Raw genomic sequence first — 21,132 nt, 5'->3', positions numbered from 1 at the left:
AAAACCCTCCCCGCCGCGGGTAGCGGGGACCGCGGCGAACGGTCCCCGCTACCGGGGGTACATCAGGCGTCGAGGGCGGCGAGGGCCTTCGTGACACCCTCCCCGTACGCCGGATCGCACTTGGTGCAGTTGTCGATGTGCCGCTTGATGATCTGCGGGTCGACGCCGTGGATGTTGCGGGCGGTGTTGTCGAACAACGCCTGCTTCTGCTCGGCGTTCATCAGGTTGAACAGCGCCCGGGGCTGCGAGTAGTAGTCGTCGTCGTCCGCTCGGTAGTCGAACCGGTCGGCGACCGCGCCGACCGCCTGCGCGGGCTCGCGGTACTGCGACTGCTCCTGCCACTTGCCGTACGAGTTCGGCTCGTAGTGCAGCGAGCTGCCGTGGTTGCCGTCCACCCGCATGGCGCCGTCCCGGTGGAAGTTCGCCACCGGGCAGCGGGGCGCGTTGACCGGGATCTGGAAGTTGTTGACGCCCAGCCGGTATCGCTGTGCGTCACCGTAGGAGAACAGGCGACCCTGCAGCATCCGGTCCGGCGAGAAACTGATTCCGGGCACCACGTGTGCGGGGTTGAAGGCGGCCTGCTCGACCTCCGCGAAGTAGTTGTCGGGGTTGCGGTTGAGCTCCCACTCGCCGACCTCGATCAGGGGGTAGTCGCCCTTCGGCCATACCTTGGTCAGGTCGAACGGGTGGTACGGCACCTTCTCCGCGTCGGCCTCCGGCATGATCTGCACCATCAGCTTCCACTTCGGGAACTCGCCGCGCTCGATCGCCTCGTACAGGTCGCGCTGGTGACTCTCCCGGTCCTGGCCGACGAGCTCGGTCGCCTGGGCATCGGTCAAATTCTCGATGCCCTGCTGGCAGCGGTGATGGAACTTGACCCAGTACCGCTCGCCCGCGGCATTGATGAAACTGAAGGTGTGCGAACCGAATCCGTGCATCGTGCGGTAGGAGGCGGGGATACCGCGGTCGCTCATCACGATGGTGACCTGGTGCAGCGCCTCGGGAAGATTGGTCCAGAAGTCCCAGTTGTTGTTGGCGCTGCGCATGTTGGTGCGCGGGTCCCGCTTGACCGCGTGGTTGAGGTCCGGGAACTTGAGCGGGTCGCGGAAGAAGAACACCGGGGTGTTGTTGCCGACGAGGTCCCAGTTGCCCTCCTCGGTGTAGAACTTGACCGCGAAGCCGCGGATGTCCCGTTCGGCGTCGGCGGCGCCGCGCTCTCCCGCGACGGTCGAGAACCGCGCGAACAGCTCGGTCTTCTTGCCGACCTCGGAGAAGATCTTCGCCGAGGTGTACTGCGTGATGTCGTTCGTGACGGTGAAGGTGCCGAACGCGCCGGAGCCCTTCGCGTGCATGCGCCGCTCCGGGATGACCTCCCGGTCGAAGTGGGCGAGCTTCTCGAGGAACCAGACGTCCTGCAGCAGCTGCGGACCGCGGGGTCCGGCGGTGGCGACGTTCTGGTTGTCCGGTACCGGCGCGCCGACCGCGGTAGTCAGGGTGGTGTCGGTGGACTTCGGGTCTGTGCTCATGAAGTGATCCCTTCGCTGTTCTCCGCACTCTCGGCGCGGTGGTCGTTCTGCTCTGGACCTCGGTTGAACCCGGCGGTGACCTGCCGCGGGGGCTGAGGCCGCGGCGGGGTTGGGAACCCGATCACCTCCCCCACTGCAACACCTTTTCTGGAATTAGTCAAGAAAAGGCGGCGGCGGGTCCACCGACAGCTTCCCCCTCGCGGCCCCGGGCGCCGGGGAGGCGAGCGGCGTGTTGCGGGCGGACGCCCCCACCCGGACGGGGCCGACCTCATCCGGCGAGGGTGACGCCCGCGACCCGCCGGCTTCCTAGGATCGACGCCATGTCCACCGAGCGAATCAAGGTTGTCACCGCCATCGTCGTCGTCGCCCTGGTCCTGACCGCGGCCCCGATCCTCGTCGCCATCCTGTTCTGAATCGGCCCGGCCATCGAATCTCCGGGGAACGCGCAAGGGCGGCGGCCGCGATGATGAAATCCACGAAGCTCTCCGTCGCGTTGGCACGGGAAGCCCTCGAAGTCCAGAAGCAGTCGGCACAGGGATGGATGCGGCGCACCGCACCGGGCCGAACCGTCAGCCGGGTGATCAGGGGGCTGATCGACATCGAACTGGGTGATCGATCCATGACGCTCGCCGCGCAGGAGTTCACCTCGGTGCTGCCGGTGATCATCGCGATCGGCACGATCGGCAACCTCGGCGCCGTCTCGGAATCCCTGTCCGACCAGCTCGGCATCGACCCGGGCGCCCTGACCACGGTCACCCGAATCACGGCCGACACCGTCGAGTCGAGTCCCCCGACCTTCGCCGCGTTCGGCCTGATCGGCGTGCTCATGGTGCTGCTCAGCGGCACCTCCTTCGCGCGGGCACTCGGCCGGGTGTACGGGAGGGTCTGGGGGGTGCCGCCGCTGACGATCCGCGGGTGGTGGCGCTGGGTTGCCGTGCTGATCGCGGTCGCCAGCGCCATCGGCCTGCTCGGGTGGGTGCGCAACATCGACTCGGTCGACTGGATCGGGCCGCCGCTGGCGGTGGCCGGGTCCGCGACCGTCTGGTTCCTGCTCTGGTCCGCGGTCCCGTACCTGCTCACCGAGGGGAGGCTGGCCGGTCGGGTGCTGTGGGCGACGGCGGGCGCCTCGTCGGCGGGGCTGACCGTGTTGGGAATCGCGGGCGCGGTCTACCTGCCGCTCGCCTCCTCCTCTGCGTCCCAGAAGTTCGGCGAACTCGGCCTGGTGTTCACGGCGATCACCTGGCTGTTCATCCAGTCCGGGGTCGTTGTCGCGGCGACCGTGGTCGTGAAGGCCCTCGCCCTCGACGAGGGGGTCGTCGGCAGGTTGCTGCGCGGCCCGGAGCCCCCAGCCGCCGACGACGCCGCGCGCCGGTTCCTTCCCGACCCCGAGCGCACCGGCTAGCGTGCAGGCATGACCGACCTGCCTCCGAGGTTCGCTCCGGCTGCCACCGTCACCGAGGCGCAGCGCCTGCTCGACCACGGCGCCCCCGAGGAGGCGGCGACGCTGCTCGCCGGGGCCGCGGCGTCGGCGCCCGACGACGAACTCGAACTGTGGCAGGGTCTGGCGCTGCTGACCGAGGGACTCACGCAGGTGACGCGTCGCGACAACGACGCCGCGGCGAGGTCCTTGCGCCGCGGCGCCGATCTGCTCGGTGCGCACACCGCGAACCCGCCGCACGCCCTCGACGTCCCCGGCCTGATCGCGTGGGCGGAGCACCTGGTGACCGAGCTCGACGAGCCCGCGGCATCCGCCCGGCCGGACCGGCCCCCGGTCCCCCGCCTCCGGCTCCCCTGACCCGCGGTCAGCGTCCGACCAGTTGCGCGACCACGACGAAGTTGTCGTCGGTCGGCTCCCCGTCCCGGACGTCGCAGTTGGCCAGGATTAACCGGCCAGCCACCGGGGCGCGCAGCTCGTGCTCACCGAGCAGCGACCCCTTCGGCAGCGGCCCGACCGTCTCGACGGCGTACTCGAGCACACCCGACGGCGTGCGCAGCAGCACGCGGTCCCCCGGTTCGACCACGCGCAGTGCGCGAAACGGCGCCTCGCGGCGAGAGTAGTTGTGCCCCACCACGACCGCGGTCTGCGTCGACGCACTCCCCGGCATCCCGCTCTCGGCCCACCACACCGGACGCTCGTCGACCGGATCGAGTCGCTGCCCGTCCCGCCACAGCGGGTCGGGGTGCAGCGCGCTGCTCAGATAGGTCATCCCGGCCCCGCTGCGCAGCTCGATGTGGTTCGGTTCGGCGGGCGCGACGAACGGCGCCGGTGCGGCCGCGTCGATCTGCGGCCGTACCGGCGCGCGTTCGGGCGGGTCGATGCCCTGCCCCCCGCACGCGAGGAGCAGGCACGACAGCCCCACCGCGAGCAGGACGCCGAACCTACGCGGCGGTGTCGGCACCGCCGCCCTGCCGTCGACGCCAGGCGATCGCACCGGCGGCCCCCGCCGCACCCGCGAGGCCGAGACCGAGCACGATCGGCAGGGCGGAGCCGGACCCGTCCGCGGAGTCGCCGAGCGCGAGATCGACCGGAGGAAGTCCACCGCCGAGGGCCGTCGCCCCGGAGGCATCGGTGGTGAGGTAGTCGACGACCTCGAACGCGCCCGCGGTGTTGCGGAACCCGACGAGCTTGACGCCGGTCTTCTCGACGACGGCGATGTTGTCGCCGACCTGGGTGACCCCGGTACCGGGCGTGGTGGTGTCACCGATGACGACATCGGTGTCGCCGAGGTCGGTCCCCGCGGCGATGTCCTCGGCGGCCTGCTTCTTCAGGTCCTCGACTGCCTTCGTCGCGCTGTCCGACTCCGCCTGCGCCGCCTCGGCCGCCGTGGCGGCCTCGTCTGCCTTCGCCTTCGCCTCATCGGCCGCGGCCTGTGCCTGCTCGGCAGCCACGTACAGCTCCTGCGCCTTCGCGGCGGCGGCGTCGGCCGTGGTGGCCTTCTCCGCGGCGGCCTTGCTGGCGGCGTCGGCGGCGGCCCGCTTGTCGGTGGCGGTCTCGCCCGCGGCGGCCGCCTCCTGACCGGCTAGGTCCGCGGCAGCCCTCGCCTCGTCGGCGGCGTCCTGCGCGGCCTTTGCCTCGGCGGCGGCATCCTGCGCGGCCTTCGTCGCGGCGTCGGCGGTGGTGGTGGCGTCGGCGGCGGTCTGCTCCGCGGCCTTGGCCGCCTCTTCCGCTGCGGCGGCGGTCTTCTCGGCGGCGACGGCCTTCGTTCGAAGCAACTCGGCCTCGTGCTCCGCCTTGGCCGCTTCCCAGGCAGCGGCCATGGCCTTGCCGATCTTCCCCTTCTTCACCGCGGTCTCGGCTTCCTGCCACTTCGCGTCGGCCAGCTTCTTCTTCGTGTCCACGTCCGCCTGGGCAGCGGCGGCGGCGGACTTCTTCTGGTCCGCGTCCGCCCGCGCGGCGTCGGCAGCGGCCCGCTCCGCGGAGCCGTCGGGGGTGCCCTCCGCGGCCTTCGCCAGCTCGTCGGCGGTCTTCTTCGCCTCGTCGGCGGCGGCCTGGGCGTCCGCGGCCGCCTGCTCGGCCGTCGCCAGCGCGGCGTTCGCGTCGGTCGCCGCCCGCTCGGCCGTGACCGCTTCCTCCTCCGCGGCCGTCGCCTGCTCCTGCGCCCGGTTCGCCTCGACGGCGGCCTTCGTCGCCTCGACACTGGCCTTGGTCATCGCCTCGGTGGCCGCGGCGGCCTCCTTCGCGGCGACGGCCGAGGCGTCCCCCGACGTCGCGGCCTCGGCGGCGGCCTTCTTCGCTGCCTCGGCGGCGGCCTTCGCCTTGGCCTCTGCCTCGGCGATGGCGGCGTCGTCGACGGCCGTCCCAGCGCTCCCGGTCGCCCCGCCGGTGCTGCCGGTCCCCCCGCCGCTACCTACGCTGCCCGTTCCTGCCGAGCCCGCGGTCCCCGCGCCGCCCTGTTGCAGGTCCCCGCCCGACTGCTGCCCGCCGGACTGCTGATCACCGGACTGCGGCTGGTCGCCCGGCTGCGACTGATCGCCCGGCTGCGACTGATCGGCTGGCTGCGGCTGGTCGCCGGATCCAGACTCGTTCGTGGTCCCGGCGTCCCCCGCGGAGGCACCATCGGTGTTGCTGGTCTGTGTGGTCTGTTCTGGGCCGCTGCCCTCCACCGGCTCCTGCGCCCACCCCATGGCTGGCGCGCTCACCGCCACGCCGAGCGCCACCGTCGCGGCCGCCGCCACGGTCCGAATCCGGTGTGCCCCTGCCGTCGAACGACGTGTCATGTCCCCACCTTCCGGCCTTCCTGCTGAAGGCTGCGGTCCCCCCGACGGCGTGTGCGCCGGGCCGGTCATCGCCCTCATGCGAAAACCCCGGCAGCCGAACGACTCCGGGGCGGCATTGCCCCCGCCATGCATTTCGCATTGGACGAGCATTACGTCGGCAGTGGTCGCACAGGTGTTACTCAGGCAACACCTGTCACAGCCGAAGGACCACGTCATGGAGCTGGGATTCGATCGTTCGACGGACACCCGGAAACGCACGTTCCCCGATGCCGCGTCGGGTCACCTGAGGTGAGCCGACGCGGCATCGGGGAACGGAGTAGAGGCTGGCGTGTCGGACTAGCCGACGAGCAGCTCCGCGATCTGAATGGTGTTCAGCGCGGCACCCTTACGGAGATTGTCGCCGCACACGAACAGCGCGAGGCCGCGGCCTCCGGGGACACCCGGATCCTGACGGATGCGACCGACCAGCGACGGGTCCTTGCCCGCGGCGGCCAGCGGGGTCGGCACCTCCACCAGCTCGACGCCGGGCGCGTCGGCGAGCAGTTCCTTCGCCCGCTCCACCGACAGCGGGTTGCCGAACTCGGCGTTGATCGACAGCGAGTGCCCGGTCACCACCGGGACGCGGACGCAGGTGCCGCTGACCAGCAGATCCGGAACGCCGAGGATCTTGCGGGACTCGTTGCGCAGCTTCTGGTCCTCGTCGGTCTCGCCGCTGCCGTCCTCGACGAGCGCGCCTGCGAGCGGGATGACGTCGAAGGCGATCGGCGCGACGTACTTGTTCGGTGCAGGGAAATCGACGGAGGAACCGTCGTGGACGAGCTTCTCCGCGTTGTCGACGACCGCGCGGACCTGGCCGACGAGCTCCTCGACACCGGCAAGACCGCTGCCGGACACCGCCTGGTAGCTGGACACGATCATCCGCTGCAGGCCCGCCTCGTCGTGCAGCACCTTGAGCACCGGCATCGCGGCCATCGTGGTGCAGTTCGGGTTGGCGATGATGCCCTTCGGCGGGTTCTTCGCCTCCTCCGGGTTCACCTCGCTGACCACGAGCGGGACCTCGGGGTCCTTGCGCCACGCGGACGAGTTGTCGATGACGGTGGCGCCAGCGGCGGCGAACCGGGGGGCCTGCGCACGCGACAGCGTCGCACCGGCCGAGAACAGCGCGATGTCGATGCCCTTGAGGTCCTCGTCGGAAACCGCGGCGGCGTCCTCGACGACGATGTCCTTGCCGCGGAACGGCAGCGTGGTTCCCGCGGACCGGGCGGACGCGAAGAACCGCACCGTGTCGGCGGGGAAGTTGCGCTCCTCCAGGAGGGTGCGCATGACCGCGCCGACCTGTCCGGTGGCGCCGACGACAGCGATGGTCAGTGCCATGGGGTTACCGTCCCGTTCCTGCGTGGACGACGGCCTCTTCGTCGCCGCCCAGATCGAATGCCTTGTGGATCGCGCGCACCGCGTCGTCGAGGTCGCCCTCGTCGACGAGCACCGAGATCCGGATCTCCGAGGTCGAGATCAGATCGATGTTGATGCCCGCCTCCGCGAGCGCCTCGCAGAAGGTGGCGGTGACGCCGGGGTGGCTCTTCATGCCGGCACCGACGAGGGACACCTTGCCGATCGCCTCGTTGGACAGGATCTCGGAGAACCCGATCTCGCCCTGCAGCTCCGTCAGCTTCGCGACGGCGGCGGGCAGGTCGGTCTGCGGCAGCGTGAAGGTGATGTCGGTCTTGCCCGTGTCCACCTTCGAGATGTTCTGCAACACCATGTCGATGTTGATCTCGGTCTCCGCGACGGCGCGGAACACCTTGGCCGCGTACCCCGGAACGTCGGGCAGGCCGACGACGGTGACCTTGGCCTCCGAGCGGTCGTGTGCGACGCCGGTGAGGATGGCTTCTTCCACGGGAATGTCCTCCATCGATCCGGACACCATGGTGCCGGGCTTGGTGGTGTACGAGGAGCGGACGTGCACGGGCACGTTGTAGCGGCGGGCGTACTCGACGCAGCGCAGCATCAGGACCTTCGCCCCGCATGCCGCCATCTCCAGCATCTCCTCGAAGGAGACGGTGTCGAGCCGCTGCGCGTCGGACACGATCCGCGGGTCGGCGGTGTAGATGCCGTCGACGTCGGTGTAGATCTCGCAGACATCCGCCTTGAGCGCCGCGGCGAGGGCGACCGCGGTGGTGTCGGAGCCGCCGCGCCCGAGGGTGGTGACGTCCTTGCTGTCCTGGCTGACGCCCTGGAAGCCGGCGACCAGCACGATCGACCCGCGGTCGAGCGCGTCGCGAACGCGTCCCGGGGTGACGTCGATGATCTTCGCGTTGCCGTGCGCGCCGGTGGTGATGACGCCAGCCTGCGAGCCGGTGAACGACCGGGCCTCCTCGCCGAGGCCGTGAATAGCCATCGCGACGAGGGCGTTGGAAATCCGCTCACCCGACGTCAGGAGCATGTCCATCTCGCGGGCCGGGGGGGTGCCGCACACCTGCTGCGCAAGATCCAGCAGTTCGTCCGTGGTGTCACCCATCGCGGACACGACGACGACGACGTCGTTGCCCGCGCGTTTGGTCTCCACGATCCGTTCGGCGACACGTCGGATGCGTTCGGCGGATGCCACCGAGGATCCGCCGTACTTCTGGACGACGAGCGCCACGCCAATCAACCTCCGGGTTTGGGGTCCGTTGTAGGAAGTCCGATGGTCAAGCTTACCGACGGGGTCGGCGCCGCCCGCACCCAGCCGTGCCGCCGACGTCACGCCGCTGCGCGGGGGCCGTTTCCCCGCCACGATTAACCCGCTGAACATTGCCCGACGGATGCGCGTGCGTGCGGTGCAGGAGCGCATCGGGGTGGCCGCTGGCGGCACTGCTCGGCGGTGCCGCGCAGTACCCGCTGCCGCTGCTCTCGCCAAGGCGTACCCGACCGGGTCGGTGAGCTGGACCGGCCTGCGTCACCGCGACAGCAACTCCGCCAGGTCCGCCGGAATCGGCATCGGGGTCCGGAGGCCGGCGGCGACACGGCCGGTGTTGCCGTCCGGAAAGCGGCCAGCCAGCGATCCGGGTGCGGCGACGGCGATCCGCAGCACCTGCCCCAGCGCTTCGCGTCGGTCGCGTTGGCGCACGGCGAGGACGAACATGGCGACGTGGTTGCAGGTGTGCAGCCACGGATCCGGCTGGGAGGCGATGTGGGCCCGCTCCAGGTGCCGCCACCGCGTCTGGGCGGTCGTTGCCCCCCTCGCCGCGGCCATCTCCCCGCGGTACACGGCGCGCGCGGTCTCGGTCATTCGCGTCATCGAATCGATCCCCTCGGTGGTCGGGTCAGCAGCATTCGCCGGTGTCGGCGTCCGGGCAGCAGCTCGGGTCGACGGCGAGCACCAGCCCGAGCAGGTCATCGAGGGCGTGACCGATCCGGGGGTCGGCCAGTTCGTACCGACTGCGCCGACCCTCAGGAACGGCCGTCACCAGTCCGCAGCCGCGCAGGCAGGCGAGGTGGTTGGACAGGATCTGCCGCGACACCCCGAGCTCGTCGGCCAGCTGGGACGGGTACCCGGGCCCGGAGCGCAGACCCAACAGGATTCGGGCCCGCGTCGCATCCGAGAGGGCGTGCCCGAATCGGGCGAGGGCGTCATGCTGCGTCGGGATCACCACGCAGCAATAGTACATCTGTTTCTGAATTCAGCAATCGATGTACTAATTGGTTGGTCCCCGGACTCAGCCGTGGAGCGGGTGTCGGAGGGATCGGCGAGACTGGGCGCCATGAGGGTGGTGCTGACGCCGGGACGCGACCGGGTGGTCGCGATCCGCACCGGCGACGACGGCACCGCGACCGGCACCCCGGCGGAGTTCCCGGACGCCGCCGCGGCGGTCCGGGCGCTCGAGCCGGAGCGCCCGCGCTGGGTGTGGCCCGACACGGCGAGGGTGTATCCGGAGGTGCTGCGGGCGGGTCTGCGGGTCGACCGCTGCCACGACCTCGCCCTGACCGGCGCAATCCTGGGAACCCGCGACGGGCGACCGGTACACCCGAGTGCGCCTCCGGCGGATACCCGCCCCGCCCTGTTCGACGCCGCCCCGCCGGTGGACCCGGCGGCGGCACTGGCCGAGCACGCCGATCAGCTCGCGCGGATCGGCACGGATGCCCGCCTGCGCCTGCTGGTTGCGGCGGAATCGGCGGGCGCGCTGGCCGGAGCGGAAATGGGCCATGCCGGGTTGCCGTTCTCCACCGCCGCCCATCTGCGACTGCTGGAGGCCGCGCTCGGGCCCCGCGTCCCCGGGGAGGTCCTCCCCGTACGCCTGCGGGAGGCGGCCGACGAGGTCAGCGCCGCGTTCGGCAGGCGGGTGAACCCGGCATCGCAGCAGGAGGTGGTGGGGGCCTTCGCCCGCGACGGTGTCGACCTCTCGTCCACCCGGGCGTGGGTGCTGCGTGAGGTGGACCACCCGGCGACGGCGCCGTTGCTGCGGTACCGGGACCTGGCGAAGCTGCACTCCGCAAACGGCTGGGGGTGGCTCGACGCCTGGGTGCGCGGCGACCGGTTCCGCCCGGTGTACGTGCCGGGCGGGGTGGTGACTGGACGCTGGGCCAGCCGCGGTGGCGGCGCCCTGCAGATTCCGAAACCGGTGCGCGCCAGTGTGATCGCCGACCCCGGGCACACGCTGGTCATCGCCGACGCCGGGCAGCTCGAACCGCGCATCCTGGCCGCGATGTCCGGCGACCCGCGGATGGTCGCCGCCGCCGGGGCCGACGACCTGTATGCCCCGGTCGCCGCGGAGGTGTTCGACGGCGACCGCGCGAAGGCGAAGGTCGCCATCCTCGGGGTGCTGTACGGTGCCACCGCAGGTGAGGCGAAATACCTTCTCACCTTGCTGCGCAGGAGATTTCCCGCGGCGGTGCGCTACGTCGAGGAGGCGGCTCGGGCCGGTGAACGCGGCGAGGTGGTGCACTCGTGGCTGGGCCGGGCCTGCCCCCCGCCCGACGACAATTGGTGGTCGCGCGGCGATGCGCACGCGCGCGGCCGGTTCACCCGGAACTTCGTGGTGCAGGCCACCGCCGCGGAGTGGGCACTGTGCCTGCTCGCCGAACTCCGCCGCCGGCTGGCCGAGGTACCCGACGCGGAACTGGTGTTCTTCCAGCACGACGAGGTGGTGGTGCACTGCCGTGACGCGGCGGCGGCGACCGGGTATGTCCTCGACGCGACGGCGGCCGCGACCCGACTCCTGTTCGGCGACACCGCCGTCCGCTTCCCGATGGATGTCGCCGTACGCGACTGCTACGCGGACCCCGCACCGGCGGGCTGAGCGCCCCGCATGTCACCCCGGTTCACGGTCGGTGCGTCCGACGGGCGGGTCGTGAGCCAGAACCCACCCGCACGCAGTCCGCCCGGAACGCGGCCCAGTCCCACGCCTCGACGAACTCCCTGCCCGCGGTCACGCCGCTCTCGTAGAGGGCGGCCGACTTTGCGGCGTCGATCCGGAAGTCGATCGGACTGACGCTGCCGGACGGAACGAACACGGTCCGCCGCACCGTGCACGGATCGTCGACGTAGGCGGCGTCCTGATTCCCGAACAGGATGCCGACCGCGGCGATCCCCAACGCGAGACCGAGCGAGAGCGGCCCCCGCACCGGGTGGGTCGGCGGGACACCCGGCGGTGCCGACAACCGGATCCCGAACGTGGGCCAGCGGGCCGCGCCCCGTTCCCGGTCGAACAGGTCGATCGGGAAGTTGGCAAGCAGTCCGCCGTCCACCCACGTCGCGCCGCGGACCCGCACCGGAGCGAACAGGAACGGGATCGCCGACGACGCCCGGACCGCCCGCGCCACCGGGAACTCGTCGGCCTCGACCCCGTATGCGGGCAGATCCCACGGGATCCGGACCAGGCGGCGGCGGGACAGATCGGTCGCCGCAACCACCAGCGCCCACCCGTGTCGCTCCGACACGTCGCCGGTGCGGAGATCACCGAACGTGCGCACCCCGAGATCGTCGAGGATGCCACCGAGGAACTTCTCAAGGTAGTCGCCCTGGTACACACCGTCGGTGGTGACCAGCGAAAGCACGCCGCCGACCAGCGGGATCTTGCCCAGCAGGGTGGTGTCCTCGAACTTGCGGTAGTCGATCCCCGCGATGATCTCGCGCAGCGCGGTCAGCGGCTCCCCGGCCCGCTGCAACGCCGCCGCGAGTGCCGCGACGATCGCGCCTGCGCTGGATCCGGCGATCCGGGGGAAGCTGTACCCCGCCTCGGCGAGCGCGTCCACGGCACCGACCAGCCCGATGCCGCGTACCCCGCCGCCCTCGCACACCAGGTCGGCTCGCAGCTCCGCCGTCATGACTCCAAGTTAGGGGCCGCCGGGGGAACCGGCAACGGCGATCACAGCAACGCGGTCAGGCCCCGGATCGTGAAGAGCAGGCCGAATCCGAGGAACACCGCAACCCCGAGTTCCTTGTTGCGGCCGACCATCCAGCCCTTCGCCGCGTCGAGGACCCGCCTGGCCCGGTCACCGAGCAGCAGGTACGCGCCGACCGGGATCAGGAAGTCGAGCATTGCGGCCAGGAGCAGCAGCGCGGTGCCGATCAATGCCTGCGGCCAGGTGGAGCCGTAGCTGGCGATGATGCTCATGCCCGACAGCATGATGAACAGGTTCGGGTTGAGGTTGGCCAGCACCAGACCGAGCAGGAAGGACCGCCGCGGTGTCGCCGATTCGAGTTCGACCATCCACTTCGGCTTCTCCGCACCCAGCTTCTTCCGCTGCGACAGTTGCACCAGCCCGACGGCGAGGAACAGCAGACCGATGACAAGGCCGATCCAGTGTGACACCGTCCGCGAGGTGGCCGACGGATCACCCGCGCCGCCGAGGAGGGCGGCGCCCCCGATCGCCGTGTACACGAACAGGAAGGCGGCCGCGAAGCTCAGCGCATTGCGGATCGCGTTGTCCGACTGCAGTAGCAGGATGCACCCCGCGATCGCGGCGGGGGTGATGATAAGCCCGATCATCTCCGGCACCAACAGTGCGATCAGGTCACCCATCTCACTCCTCCTGAGAACCGGACGGGCCCCCCGGCCCGTCGGCATCGGACCGGCGGGCGCGGCGGACCAGGCGACTCTCGGCGTCCGCGAGCGCGCGCATGGTGGATTCACCGAGAACCGGTGTCGCGCTGAACACCTCCAGCGCGATACCCTGACTGTCCAGGCGTTCGGCGTCCCACATCTCGAGCACCTCGGGCGCCAGACCGCTCAGGTACAACCTGCCACCGACCGCGTCGAGGCGACCCGCGTACTCGGCGATCACCTTGAAAAAGGTGGCGCCCAATGTCGTTCGACCCCGCAACCGCAGAATCACCTCCGGCGAATCCGCGGCGCCCGGGTCGGGCAGCTGCACCTGGAGCGTCCGCGCACCCGCGTAGAAGAGGCTGCCGTACACGTCGAGGATCATCACCTCACGGTCCCCCAACTCCGTCGGCACCGGCGCCTCCGCCAACCGCCCGTCCGCATCCAGTTCGAGTCGCACCACCCGCAGGTCCACGGCTTCCTGGTTGAGCTGCAGCAACAGCGACAGCGCGACGCCGATCCCGACCGCCGCGGTCACCGGAAGCAGCAGCGTCGCAACGAAGGTGGTGACGAGCGCGATGATCGACGTCGGGCCGCTCGAGATGATCGACCGGATCTGGGCGGGCCGGATCGAGCCGATTCCCGCGACAATCAGCACCGCGGCCAGCGTCGGCATCGGGACCTTCCCGACCAGGCCGGAAAAGAGCACCAGAATCACCAGCATCCAGATCCCGGAGAACACCGCCCCCCACCGCCCCTTCGCCCCGGCGGCGTCGTTGACCGCGGTCTGCCCGACCGACCCGCCGACCGGCATCCCCCCGAACAGGCTGGACGCGAGGTTCCCGACGCCCTGCGCGGAGAAGTCCTGGTCGGGCAGCGACCGGGAGCCGTCGCGGTTCGGGGCGGCCTCCGCGACACCGGCGCCCTGCACCAGAATGATGGCCGCGACCGCGAACCCGCCGCCGACCAGTGACGCCGACAGCAGGCCCAGATCTGGGATCTGCGGCATCGGGAACCCGGTGGGGATCGCGCCGCCGTCAGCGACCCGCGCGACGCCGTCCCACCCGAGCACGACCACCAGCACACACGGGATCACAAGGGCAACAAGTGAACCGAACAGCGCGACGCGGGTCCTGGCGAGCACGACCAGCAGCAGCAGCGCGAGCACACCGGTAGCCAGGGACGGCCAGTCGATCCGCGTCGGGTTGGTGATCAGGTCGGCAGCCTTGGCGAGCGCGACGGATCCGGACACCGACGCCCCGGTCAGATCCGACAGCTGGCCGAGCACGATGTTGACGGCGATGCCGGTGAGGAACCCGGTCATCACCGAATGCGATACGAACCGGGTGTACCGGCCGAGCCGAAGCAACGCGGCGGCGACCATCACCGCGCCAGCGATCAGGGTGAGCAGGACCAGGGCGTCGGCGCGATCCGACTCGGGCACATCGGCGATCGCCGAACCGGCAGCAAGCGCGGAGGCGCCGGTCGTGGTGACCACCATCAGCTTGGTGCTGGTCTGCATCCCGCCGAACAGCGGCCCGGCGAAGCTGGCGTACAGGCCGTGCACCGGGCTGACGCCAGCCAGCACCCCGGACGCCATCCCGTCCGGAACGCTGGCGATCGCGCCGGGCAGCCCGGCGATCAGGTCATTCTTGAGATGTCTGCGTTCCGGCATCCGATCGCGGATCCACCCGCGAACGGCTCGACGAGTCGACCTCATGGACTTCAGCCTCCGCTCGCGCATCCGGTTGCCCGATCGGCACGCGCGCTCACCGTCTCGGCTCCGACAGCAACTCGATCATGGGCACGGTGGCCCGTCCTCCGAATCGGCTGCGGCTCCCGGCATTCCATCGTTGACATGCTTCTCGCATGAGACCACGAACGCGTGTATGGCGTCCCGGATCGCGCCGTTGCGCGCCGACGACCATTGTGTCGATCTCATCTCACCGTCCATTGGCTCACCGCCCGTCGGGATTCCATATCGTGACTGCCCAGATGACCACGACGTCGAGGGCGATAATCACGAAGGCCCAGGCCGGGTAGTAGGGCAGCCAGAGGAAGTTCGTGAACAACGACACCGCAACGAAGGTGACCGCCGCGACCCGCCCCCACATGCTGCCCTTCATCAGTCCCAATGCCGAGATCACCTGGACCACTCCCAATGTCAGGTGAATCCAGCCCCAGGCCACGACGTCGAGCGCATAGGTGTAGTCGACCCCGACTACGAGGTGCCGGTCGCCAGCAATCGCCGAAATTCCCTGGCACATCGACAGGACGCCCACGGTCAGTAGGAGTACCGCTGCTCCGAGCGAGGTGCCCGCCGCGAATCCCTGGTGGTCCGGACGTTCCACGGTCGCGCGGGTAGTGGTCATCGGTTCTCCCTCCAGCCTCCGGGCGGCACGTTCCCCGAGGGGGCGGACAGCGCCTCGTCCACCGTGCCGAACACCGCGAGCCGTTCACCCGCACGCGTGACGTCGGCGAGGACGTCCCGAACCTGCCCGATGTCGTGTGCGATGCGCAGTTCGATCCCGTCACGCCGCAGTGCGGCCTGTAGCTGCACCAGCATCTCTGCGGCGCTGACGTCGATGTATGGCGAGGTTTCCGCGTCGATCACCACGACCCGCGTTGCCTCGGTGCAGCGCCGCGAGACGGTGTCCTTCACGAAGTCGGCATTCGCGAAGAACAGGCCGCCCTCGACCCGCACGACGACGGCGCCCGCGGGGCTCGTTGCGTTGGGGTGACGCTCGACGTCCACCCACACCGAGCCCTCCTGCCCGAGGTCGGCAACGTGCGGGCGCGAGTTGCGGTACAGCAGCAGCAACATCGACACCGCGATCCCGATGACCAGTCCGGGCAGCGTGTCGAACAGCAGCACACCGAGCAGTGCGGCGAGCGCGCCGAGGAAGTCGGCCCGCGCGGCGAGCCCGTAGATGGTGCCGAGCTGGCGGGACCACACCCGATACAGGCGCCGCAGCGCCGCGATGTCGACCAGTTCGATCACCGCGGCGATGACGACCGCGGCCAACGTGGCCTCGGGCAGCTGCTCGAACAGTCCGGTCAGAAAGAGCAGGGTGAGCACGGTGAGCACCGCCACCACCAGCCCGCTGACCTGAGTTTTTGCCCCGGCAGCGCCGTTAACCGCGGTCTTGGACAGGCTGCCATTGACGACCATGCCCGAGCTGAGCCCGGAGCCGAGGTTCGCGGCGCCGAGACCGAGCAGTTCACGGTTCGCGTCGATCTCGTATCCGGCCCTCGCCGCGTACGTCTTCGCGGCGCCGAGGCCCTCCGCGAAACCGATCAGCAGCACACCGAATGCGGGGCCCGCGAGGTCGTAGTAGTCATGCCACGCGGCTCCCTCCGGCAGTCCGAGCGATGGCAGCCCGGACTCGATGTGACCGACGATGTCGACGCCGTGCTCGTCGAGCGAGAACACTGCGACGGCCAGGATGCTGAGCAATACCACCACCAGCGAGCCGGGCACGAGGGGAAGCCACCGCTTGAGCACCAGCACCAGCACCAGGCTGACGACACCGACCGCGAGCGTCGGCCACTGGGTGTCGCCGAGGTGGGTCAGCACACCCCACGACTGTTCGAAGAAGTCGCCGTCGGCCTTGTCGATACCGAACAGCTTGGGCACCTGGCCGACGATGATGGTTAACGCCAAACCGACGATGAAGCCCTTCAGCACCGGCTCGGAGATGTACGACGCCGCGAACCCGAGACGGCACAGTCCGGCCAGCAGACCGGCGATCCCGGTCAAGATCGCCAACACCGCCGACAGCGCCAGGTAGTGCCCGCCGTCGCCACCGGCGACCGGGGCGATGATCGCGGCGGACAACGCGGCAGTCGCCGACATCGGTCCGACCACGAGGTGCCGGGAGCTGCCCAGTGCCGCATACAGGATCAGCGCTGGAATCGCCGCGTACAGGCCGACGACCGGGGTGACACCAGCAATCGTGGCGTAGGCGAGGCTCTCCGGGATCAGCACCGCCCAGACCGTCAGGCCGGCAGCGATGTCCGGTCGCAGCCACTTCCGGTTGTAGCCGTCCAACGAGGCGAACAGCCACCACCCCCGGTGGGCGGCAGTCTTCGCGGCACCACGATCCATCGACATCACCTCAGCAGTCCCGAAACTTGCGGCGCGTCCGATAGTGGCCGGAACTCCTGGCCGTCGCTTCACCTCCGAAGGATGAGGCGATGCGTTGAATGGGGGTTCATGTGTCATCCGCCGCCGCGGACTCGACCATGAACCCCCATTCAATGCGAGCCGCTCAGTCGCGCGGCCGGAGCCGGGCGTTCGGCAGCATCGGCGCCGGGATCGTCTCGCCCCACTCACCGGGGAACGGGCCGAACCGGCCATCCGCCGCCGCGGGCCGGTTGTCGCGTTCGCTCTGCCAGTCCGCCCGGAACCCGGCGACCTCGTCGTGGCTGCGGCCGACGAAGTTCCACCACATCACGATCTGCTCGCCGAGCGGTTCGCCGCCGAGCAGCAGCAGCCGCACCGGACCGTCACCGGCGGCAACGAGGTCCACCTCCGAGGCGCCCGCGGGCAGGTGCACCAACTGCCCGATGGTCGCGGCGACGCCCGCCACCTCGACCGACCCGCTGTCGACCAGGACGCCGTGCTCGAACGATCCGTCGAGCGGCACCCGCAGTGTCTGCCCGGGCCGGAGCGTCAACTCGGCGCCCAGCAGCGGCGTGAAGGTCCGCACCGGCGACGCGGTCCCGAACAGGCTGCCGAGGAACACCACCGCCTGCGCGCCCTCGACGTCGAGCACCGGCGGCGCGTAGTGCTCGAAAGCTGGTGCGGTGAAACGATGTTCGTCCGGCAGCGCGACCCACAACTGGACGCCATGCAGGATGGCCGTGTCGGGGGTGGAGTACTCGGAGTGCGCGATCCCGGATCCCGCGGTCATCAGGTTGACCTCCCTTGGCCGGACGATCGCGTGCGCGCCGGTGGTGTCCCGATGCTCAATCTCGCCGCTGAATACCCAGGACACCGTCTGCAACCCGGTGTGCGGATGCCCGGCGACCCGCATGCCGCCACTGCGGCGGACATCGTCGGGGCCGTAGTGGTCCAGGAAGCACCACGCCCCGATCAGGGTCTGGCCGCGCTGCGGCAGCGATCGGCGCACGGTCATCGCACGCGCGCCGCCGAGCGGCACCTCCCGGTAGTCGAGCAGCCGCGGCGCGGTGCCGTCACGACTCGCGCAGACGACCTCGTCCGGGCGGGCCTCGAGATTGCTCATGGGACCGGTCCTCTCGATCGACGGCGCTGAGCCGAGCGTAGCGGCGCGCGCGCCACACCGACATCAAACGCCCCGGCAAGCGCGCCCGACAGCGGGTTCGCCGACTGGTTGCGCGCCCGCCCAGACCTGCGGAGTTGGCCGCAGCGAACGCCGAATACCAGTGGATCACCGACGCTTTCGACGCACCCGAGCGAACCCTTCGTTCACCACGAGTTCACTGATCCCACTACCCATCGATAATAACGATCCGCTGCAATTCGAATCTCATTTCGGCAACAGCCGGTGGTGTCGCGCGTCGTTCCGCCGCGCGGAACCGGACCATCCGACCTAGTCTTCGTGAGGCGACAGCGACGAAGGTCGATATCGCGGTGCCCACCTGCGTGCGCACCGCGGTCGCCCCGCGAGGACCTGGAGGGGAGACCAAAGGGATGACCGACGCACCGTGGAACCACCACCGCACCCGACCGCCGCTGCACGCGCGACCGCCGCAGCGCAGGCCGCGGCTGATCGAGTCGCTCAGCCACGCGATGACCACCCCGGACTCGGCGCCGGTCACCGTCGCGATGGTCAGCGGGCCCGTCGGATCAGGCAAGTCGACCCTGCTCGCGAACTGGGCCGACGCGGTCTCACACCGGACGAACCCGCCCCGACTCGCGTGGCTCACCGTCGAGGCCTGCGACAACGGTCGCGCCGCGTTCGGCTCCGCCGCGCTGGCCGCACTGCACGCCATCGGCGACGCCGAGATCACCGCCGCGCTACCTGCCCTCCCTGGTCCCGACGACCCCGGCTTCTCCGCCGCGGCAGCCGCCGTCCTCGGCGAACTGGGCGTGCCGATCGTGATGGTTCTCGACGATGTGCACCTGCTGCACGACCCGGACACCCTCGAGGACCTCGCGTCGTTCCTGCGCTGGGCGCCACCGACCCTGCGCACGGTGCTGTCCGGACGGTTCGAACCCCCGGTTGCCCTGCACCGCCTGCGGCTCGACGGGCGGGTCCTCGACATCGGGCCCCACGATCTCGCGTTCACCGACGACGAGGCGGCGGCACTGCTCGCCGAGCACGACGTGCGACTGGCCCCGGAGGATCTCGCTGTCGTCCAGGACCGCACCCACGGCTGGGCCGCCGCCCTGCGTCTTGCCGCGATCTCGCTCGCCCACCACGATGACCACACGACGATGATCGCCGACTTCAGCGGCGACAACCGCGTCGTGGCCGACTATCTCGTCGACGAGGTGCTGGACCGACTCGATCCCGACACCCGCGACTTCCTCGTCGAAACCTCGATTCCGGACGCATTCAACGCCGAACTCGCCGAATCACTGTCCCGAAACCCGAACGCCCACCGGGTGATCGACATGCTTGGGCGGGAGAACCTGCTCGTCGAACCGGTCGCGGGTGCCCCCGGCTGGTACCGCTACCACCCGCTGCTCCGGGAGTACCTGCGGGCGGAGGCGTCCCGGCGCGGCCGCCGCGCCGTCGCCGACCTCGAACGCGTTGCGTCCCAATGGTTTGCCGCGTCCGGCGCGGATGCCCGGTCGCTGGAGCATGCCCTGCATGCGGGCGACGACGAGGCCCTGCTGAGGTTGCTGTCGGGGCTCGGGTTCGGTGCGGTGCTCCGGGGTCACGCTGACACCGTGACCGGGGTGCTCGATCGGGCCACCCGCCGGGTACGGTCGGCCCCGATCGCCCAACTGGTCAGGGCCGCCGCCGAACTCGACCGGGGCAACGAGGCCGCCGCGGCGTCGACGCTCGCCGCCCGCGCGGCCACCCCGGCACTCCGAGGCGCCGAGAGGCGTCTCGAACGGGCGCTGCGGCTTCGACTCGCCCTGCGCAGGGGTGGGATCGAGCGGACGCTGGACACCCTGCAACGGGAAGCGGGCACCCCGTGCGGTGAACCCGACGTCGACGCCTACGCCACCATCGCGGAGGGCAGCGCCGAACTGTGCCTCGGCCGTCTCGACGACGCCGAGCAGCACCTGCACGACGGGCTCGACACCGCGCGTTCGTCCCGCGCACCCGCCCTCGAACTCGAGGCGACGATGGCCCTGGCCGCGGTCGCGGCGTGCCGGTGCCGCCCCTCCGAGATCGTCCGACTGCACCGTGACGGCGCCGCGCTCGCCCGCACCCACGGCCTCACCGACAGCGTCGACTTCCGGCTGCTCGACCTGCTCGCGGTGTGGGGCCGAACGCTGCGCCTGGACGCCGATCCCGCCGACCTGGCCGCCCGCTGCGTTCCCGAGCTGACCGGTGCCCCGAACCCGACGGTGGCGTCGGCGGTGTCCTGCCTGGCCGCGGTCCTCGCCCCCGGCGGAACCGACGGCCACCCGACCCGGGGCACCGACGCACGCGACCAGTTCCTGCTCGCGCACCGCCGCCCGCTGCCCCCCGGCGTGACCGCACTGATGGCCCCGGCCGTGCATCGCGCGCTGCTGGACTCCGGTCAGTCGAACGGGCTCCCCGACGTGGTCGGTCAGCTCACCGCGGGCCGGTGGCCGTCCGCCGGCGACGCCGCGGTGATCGCCGCCCTGCACGATCTGCACCGCCGACGTCCGGACTCCGCCCGCTCCCAGCTCGCCCCCGTCCTCACCGGCGCGACCCCCTGCACCGCGGTGACCACGATGATCCGCGCCTGGCTCGCCGAGGCCGCGATCGCGGACGGCAAGAACCAGTCGATCGCGGTTCGGGACGCGCTGCTTGAGGCCGTGATCCTCGCCGAGCCGGAGTCGTTGGTGCTTCCGTTCGCCGAGGCGGGCCCCGGGATCCGCGACCTGCTCGGCCGTCACCGTGGCCGTTTCGGCAGCCATGAGGACTTCGTCGGCCACATCCTGTCCCGGATACCGGCGGAGGCCGCCGCCCCGAACCCGCTCACCGCGCGGGAGATGGAACTGCTCCTGGAACTGCCCTCGTGGCGGACCGCGGAACAGATCGCGGCCGACCTGTTCGTCTCGGTGAACACGGTCAAGACGCACCTGCGCGGCATCTACCGCAAGCTGGAGGTCGGTTCCCGACGGGACGCGATCACCACGGCACGCGGGCTCGGGCTGCTGTGACCCGGCATCTCATCACCCGCGGGTGAGGCGCAGCGCGCGGCCACTGGGGACAGTGGGAGAAGAG

The 21,132-nt window shown here is 70.7% G+C and carries 17 protein-coding genes; 4 read left to right on the top strand and 13 right to left on the bottom strand.

Annotation, left to right across the window (positions count from 1 at the left end; genetic code table 11):
- Positions 1-62: 62 nt before the first annotated feature.
- Positions 63-1,526, bottom strand: a complete 1,464-nt coding sequence (locus tag ACFWQG_RS11375; RefSeq protein WP_378507709.1) for a catalase — start codon at positions 1,524-1,526, stop codon at positions 63-65.
- Between the two features lie 466 nt (positions 1,527-1,992).
- Between ACFWQG_RS11375 and ACFWQG_RS11370 the strand changes: the two genes are divergently transcribed.
- Both ACFWQG_RS11370 and ACFWQG_RS11365 read left to right on the top strand, forming a co-directional pair.
- The gene (locus tag ACFWQG_RS11370; RefSeq protein ID WP_378507752.1) at positions 1,993-2,928 is read left to right on the top strand and encodes a hypothetical protein; all 936 of its coding nucleotides are present in this window, start codon (positions 1,993-1,995) and stop codon (positions 2,926-2,928) included.
- A 9-nt stretch (positions 2,929-2,937) separates the two neighbouring features.
- The gene (locus ACFWQG_RS11365; protein WP_378507708.1) at positions 2,938-3,321 is read left to right on the top strand and encodes a DUF309 domain-containing protein; all 384 of its coding nucleotides are present in this window, start codon (positions 2,938-2,940) and stop codon (positions 3,319-3,321) included.
- Positions 3,322-3,328: 7 nt separating this feature from the next.
- On the opposite strand, the gene ACFWQG_RS11360 is transcribed toward ACFWQG_RS11365, so the two are convergent.
- From ACFWQG_RS11360 to ACFWQG_RS11335, 6 genes are all read right to left on the bottom strand, one after another.
- Positions 3,329-3,958: a class F sortase gene (locus ACFWQG_RS11360; protein WP_378507707.1), complete on the bottom strand. Its 630-nt coding sequence runs from the start codon at positions 3,956-3,958 to the stop codon at positions 3,329-3,331.
- On the bottom strand, positions 3,906-5,744 hold the full coding sequence (locus ACFWQG_RS11355; RefSeq protein ID WP_378507706.1) for a hypothetical protein: 1,839 nt from the start codon (positions 5,742-5,744) through the stop codon (positions 3,906-3,908). The genes ACFWQG_RS11360 and ACFWQG_RS11355 overlap by 53 nt, the downstream gene beginning before the upstream one ends.
- Positions 5,745-6,080: 336 nt before the next feature.
- Complete coding sequence (locus ACFWQG_RS11350) at positions 6,081-7,118, bottom strand: aspartate-semialdehyde dehydrogenase (RefSeq protein WP_378507705.1); 1,038 nt, start codon at positions 7,116-7,118, stop codon at positions 6,081-6,083.
- Between the two features lie 4 nt (positions 7,119-7,122).
- Positions 7,123-8,388 (bottom strand): aspartate kinase, encoded by a 1,266-nt coding sequence (locus ACFWQG_RS11345; protein ID WP_378507704.1) that lies wholly within the window; start codon positions 8,386-8,388, stop codon positions 7,123-7,125.
- A 294-nt stretch (positions 8,389-8,682) separates the two neighbouring features.
- Positions 8,683-9,024, bottom strand: coding sequence for a DUF3703 domain-containing protein (locus ACFWQG_RS11340; protein ID WP_378507703.1), 342 nt, complete (start codon positions 9,022-9,024; stop codon positions 8,683-8,685).
- A 25-nt stretch (positions 9,025-9,049) separates the two neighbouring features.
- Positions 9,050-9,394 (bottom strand): ArsR/SmtB family transcription factor, encoded by a 345-nt coding sequence (locus ACFWQG_RS11335; protein ID WP_378507702.1) that lies wholly within the window; start codon positions 9,392-9,394, stop codon positions 9,050-9,052.
- 93 nt (positions 9,395-9,487) lie between these two features.
- Between ACFWQG_RS11335 and ACFWQG_RS11330 the strand changes: the two genes are divergently transcribed.
- A complete protein-coding gene (locus ACFWQG_RS11330; protein WP_378507701.1) occupies positions 9,488-11,023 on the top strand; it encodes a bifunctional 3'-5' exonuclease/DNA polymerase in 1,536 nt (511 codons plus the stop codon).
- Positions 11,024-11,045: 22 nt separating this feature from the next.
- Here the strand turns inward: ACFWQG_RS11330 and ACFWQG_RS11325 are convergent, their stop codons facing one another.
- From ACFWQG_RS11325 to ACFWQG_RS11300, 6 genes are all read right to left on the bottom strand, one after another.
- The gene (locus ACFWQG_RS11325; protein WP_378507700.1) at positions 11,046-12,050 is read right to left on the bottom strand and encodes a patatin-like phospholipase family protein; all 1,005 of its coding nucleotides are present in this window, start codon (positions 12,048-12,050) and stop codon (positions 11,046-11,048) included.
- Between the two features lie 41 nt (positions 12,051-12,091).
- Positions 12,092-12,748, bottom strand: a complete 657-nt coding sequence (locus ACFWQG_RS11320) for a GAP family protein (protein ID WP_378507699.1) — start codon at positions 12,746-12,748, stop codon at positions 12,092-12,094.
- Position 12,749: 1 nt separating this feature from the next.
- Positions 12,750-14,444 carry a SulP family inorganic anion transporter gene (locus ACFWQG_RS11315; protein WP_378507698.1) on the bottom strand — a complete coding sequence of 565 codons (1,695 nt, stop codon included), beginning with the start codon at positions 14,442-14,444 and terminating at the stop codon, positions 12,750-12,752.
- Positions 14,445-14,727: 283 nt separating this feature from the next.
- The gene (locus ACFWQG_RS11310) at positions 14,728-15,141 is read right to left on the bottom strand and encodes a hypothetical protein (RefSeq protein WP_378507697.1); all 414 of its coding nucleotides are present in this window, start codon (positions 15,139-15,141) and stop codon (positions 14,728-14,730) included.
- Positions 15,138-16,877 carry a SulP family inorganic anion transporter gene (locus tag ACFWQG_RS11305; RefSeq protein ID WP_378507696.1) on the bottom strand — a complete coding sequence of 580 codons (1,740 nt, stop codon included), beginning with the start codon at positions 16,875-16,877 and terminating at the stop codon, positions 15,138-15,140. Before ACFWQG_RS11305 ends, ACFWQG_RS11310 begins: the two co-directional genes overlap by 4 nt.
- Positions 16,878-17,040: 163 nt before the next feature.
- Positions 17,041-18,018 (bottom strand): pirin family protein, encoded by a 978-nt coding sequence (locus ACFWQG_RS11300; protein WP_378507695.1) that lies wholly within the window; start codon positions 18,016-18,018, stop codon positions 17,041-17,043.
- A gap of 428 nt (positions 18,019-18,446) precedes the next feature.
- Between ACFWQG_RS11300 and ACFWQG_RS11295 the strand changes: the two genes are divergently transcribed.
- A complete protein-coding gene (locus tag ACFWQG_RS11295) occupies positions 18,447-21,068 on the top strand; it encodes a LuxR C-terminal-related transcriptional regulator (protein WP_378507694.1) in 2,622 nt (873 codons plus the stop codon).
- The last annotated feature ends 64 nt before the right edge of the window (positions 21,069-21,132 follow it).

The sequence above is a fragment of the Rhodococcus sp. NPDC058532 genome, assembly GCF_042719255.1.
GTDB lineage: Bacteria > Actinomycetota > Actinomycetes > Mycobacteriales > Mycobacteriaceae > Rhodococcus_G.
Note: the sequence above shows the minus strand (reverse complement) of the source record. Positions and strands in the feature narration are given on the sequence as shown.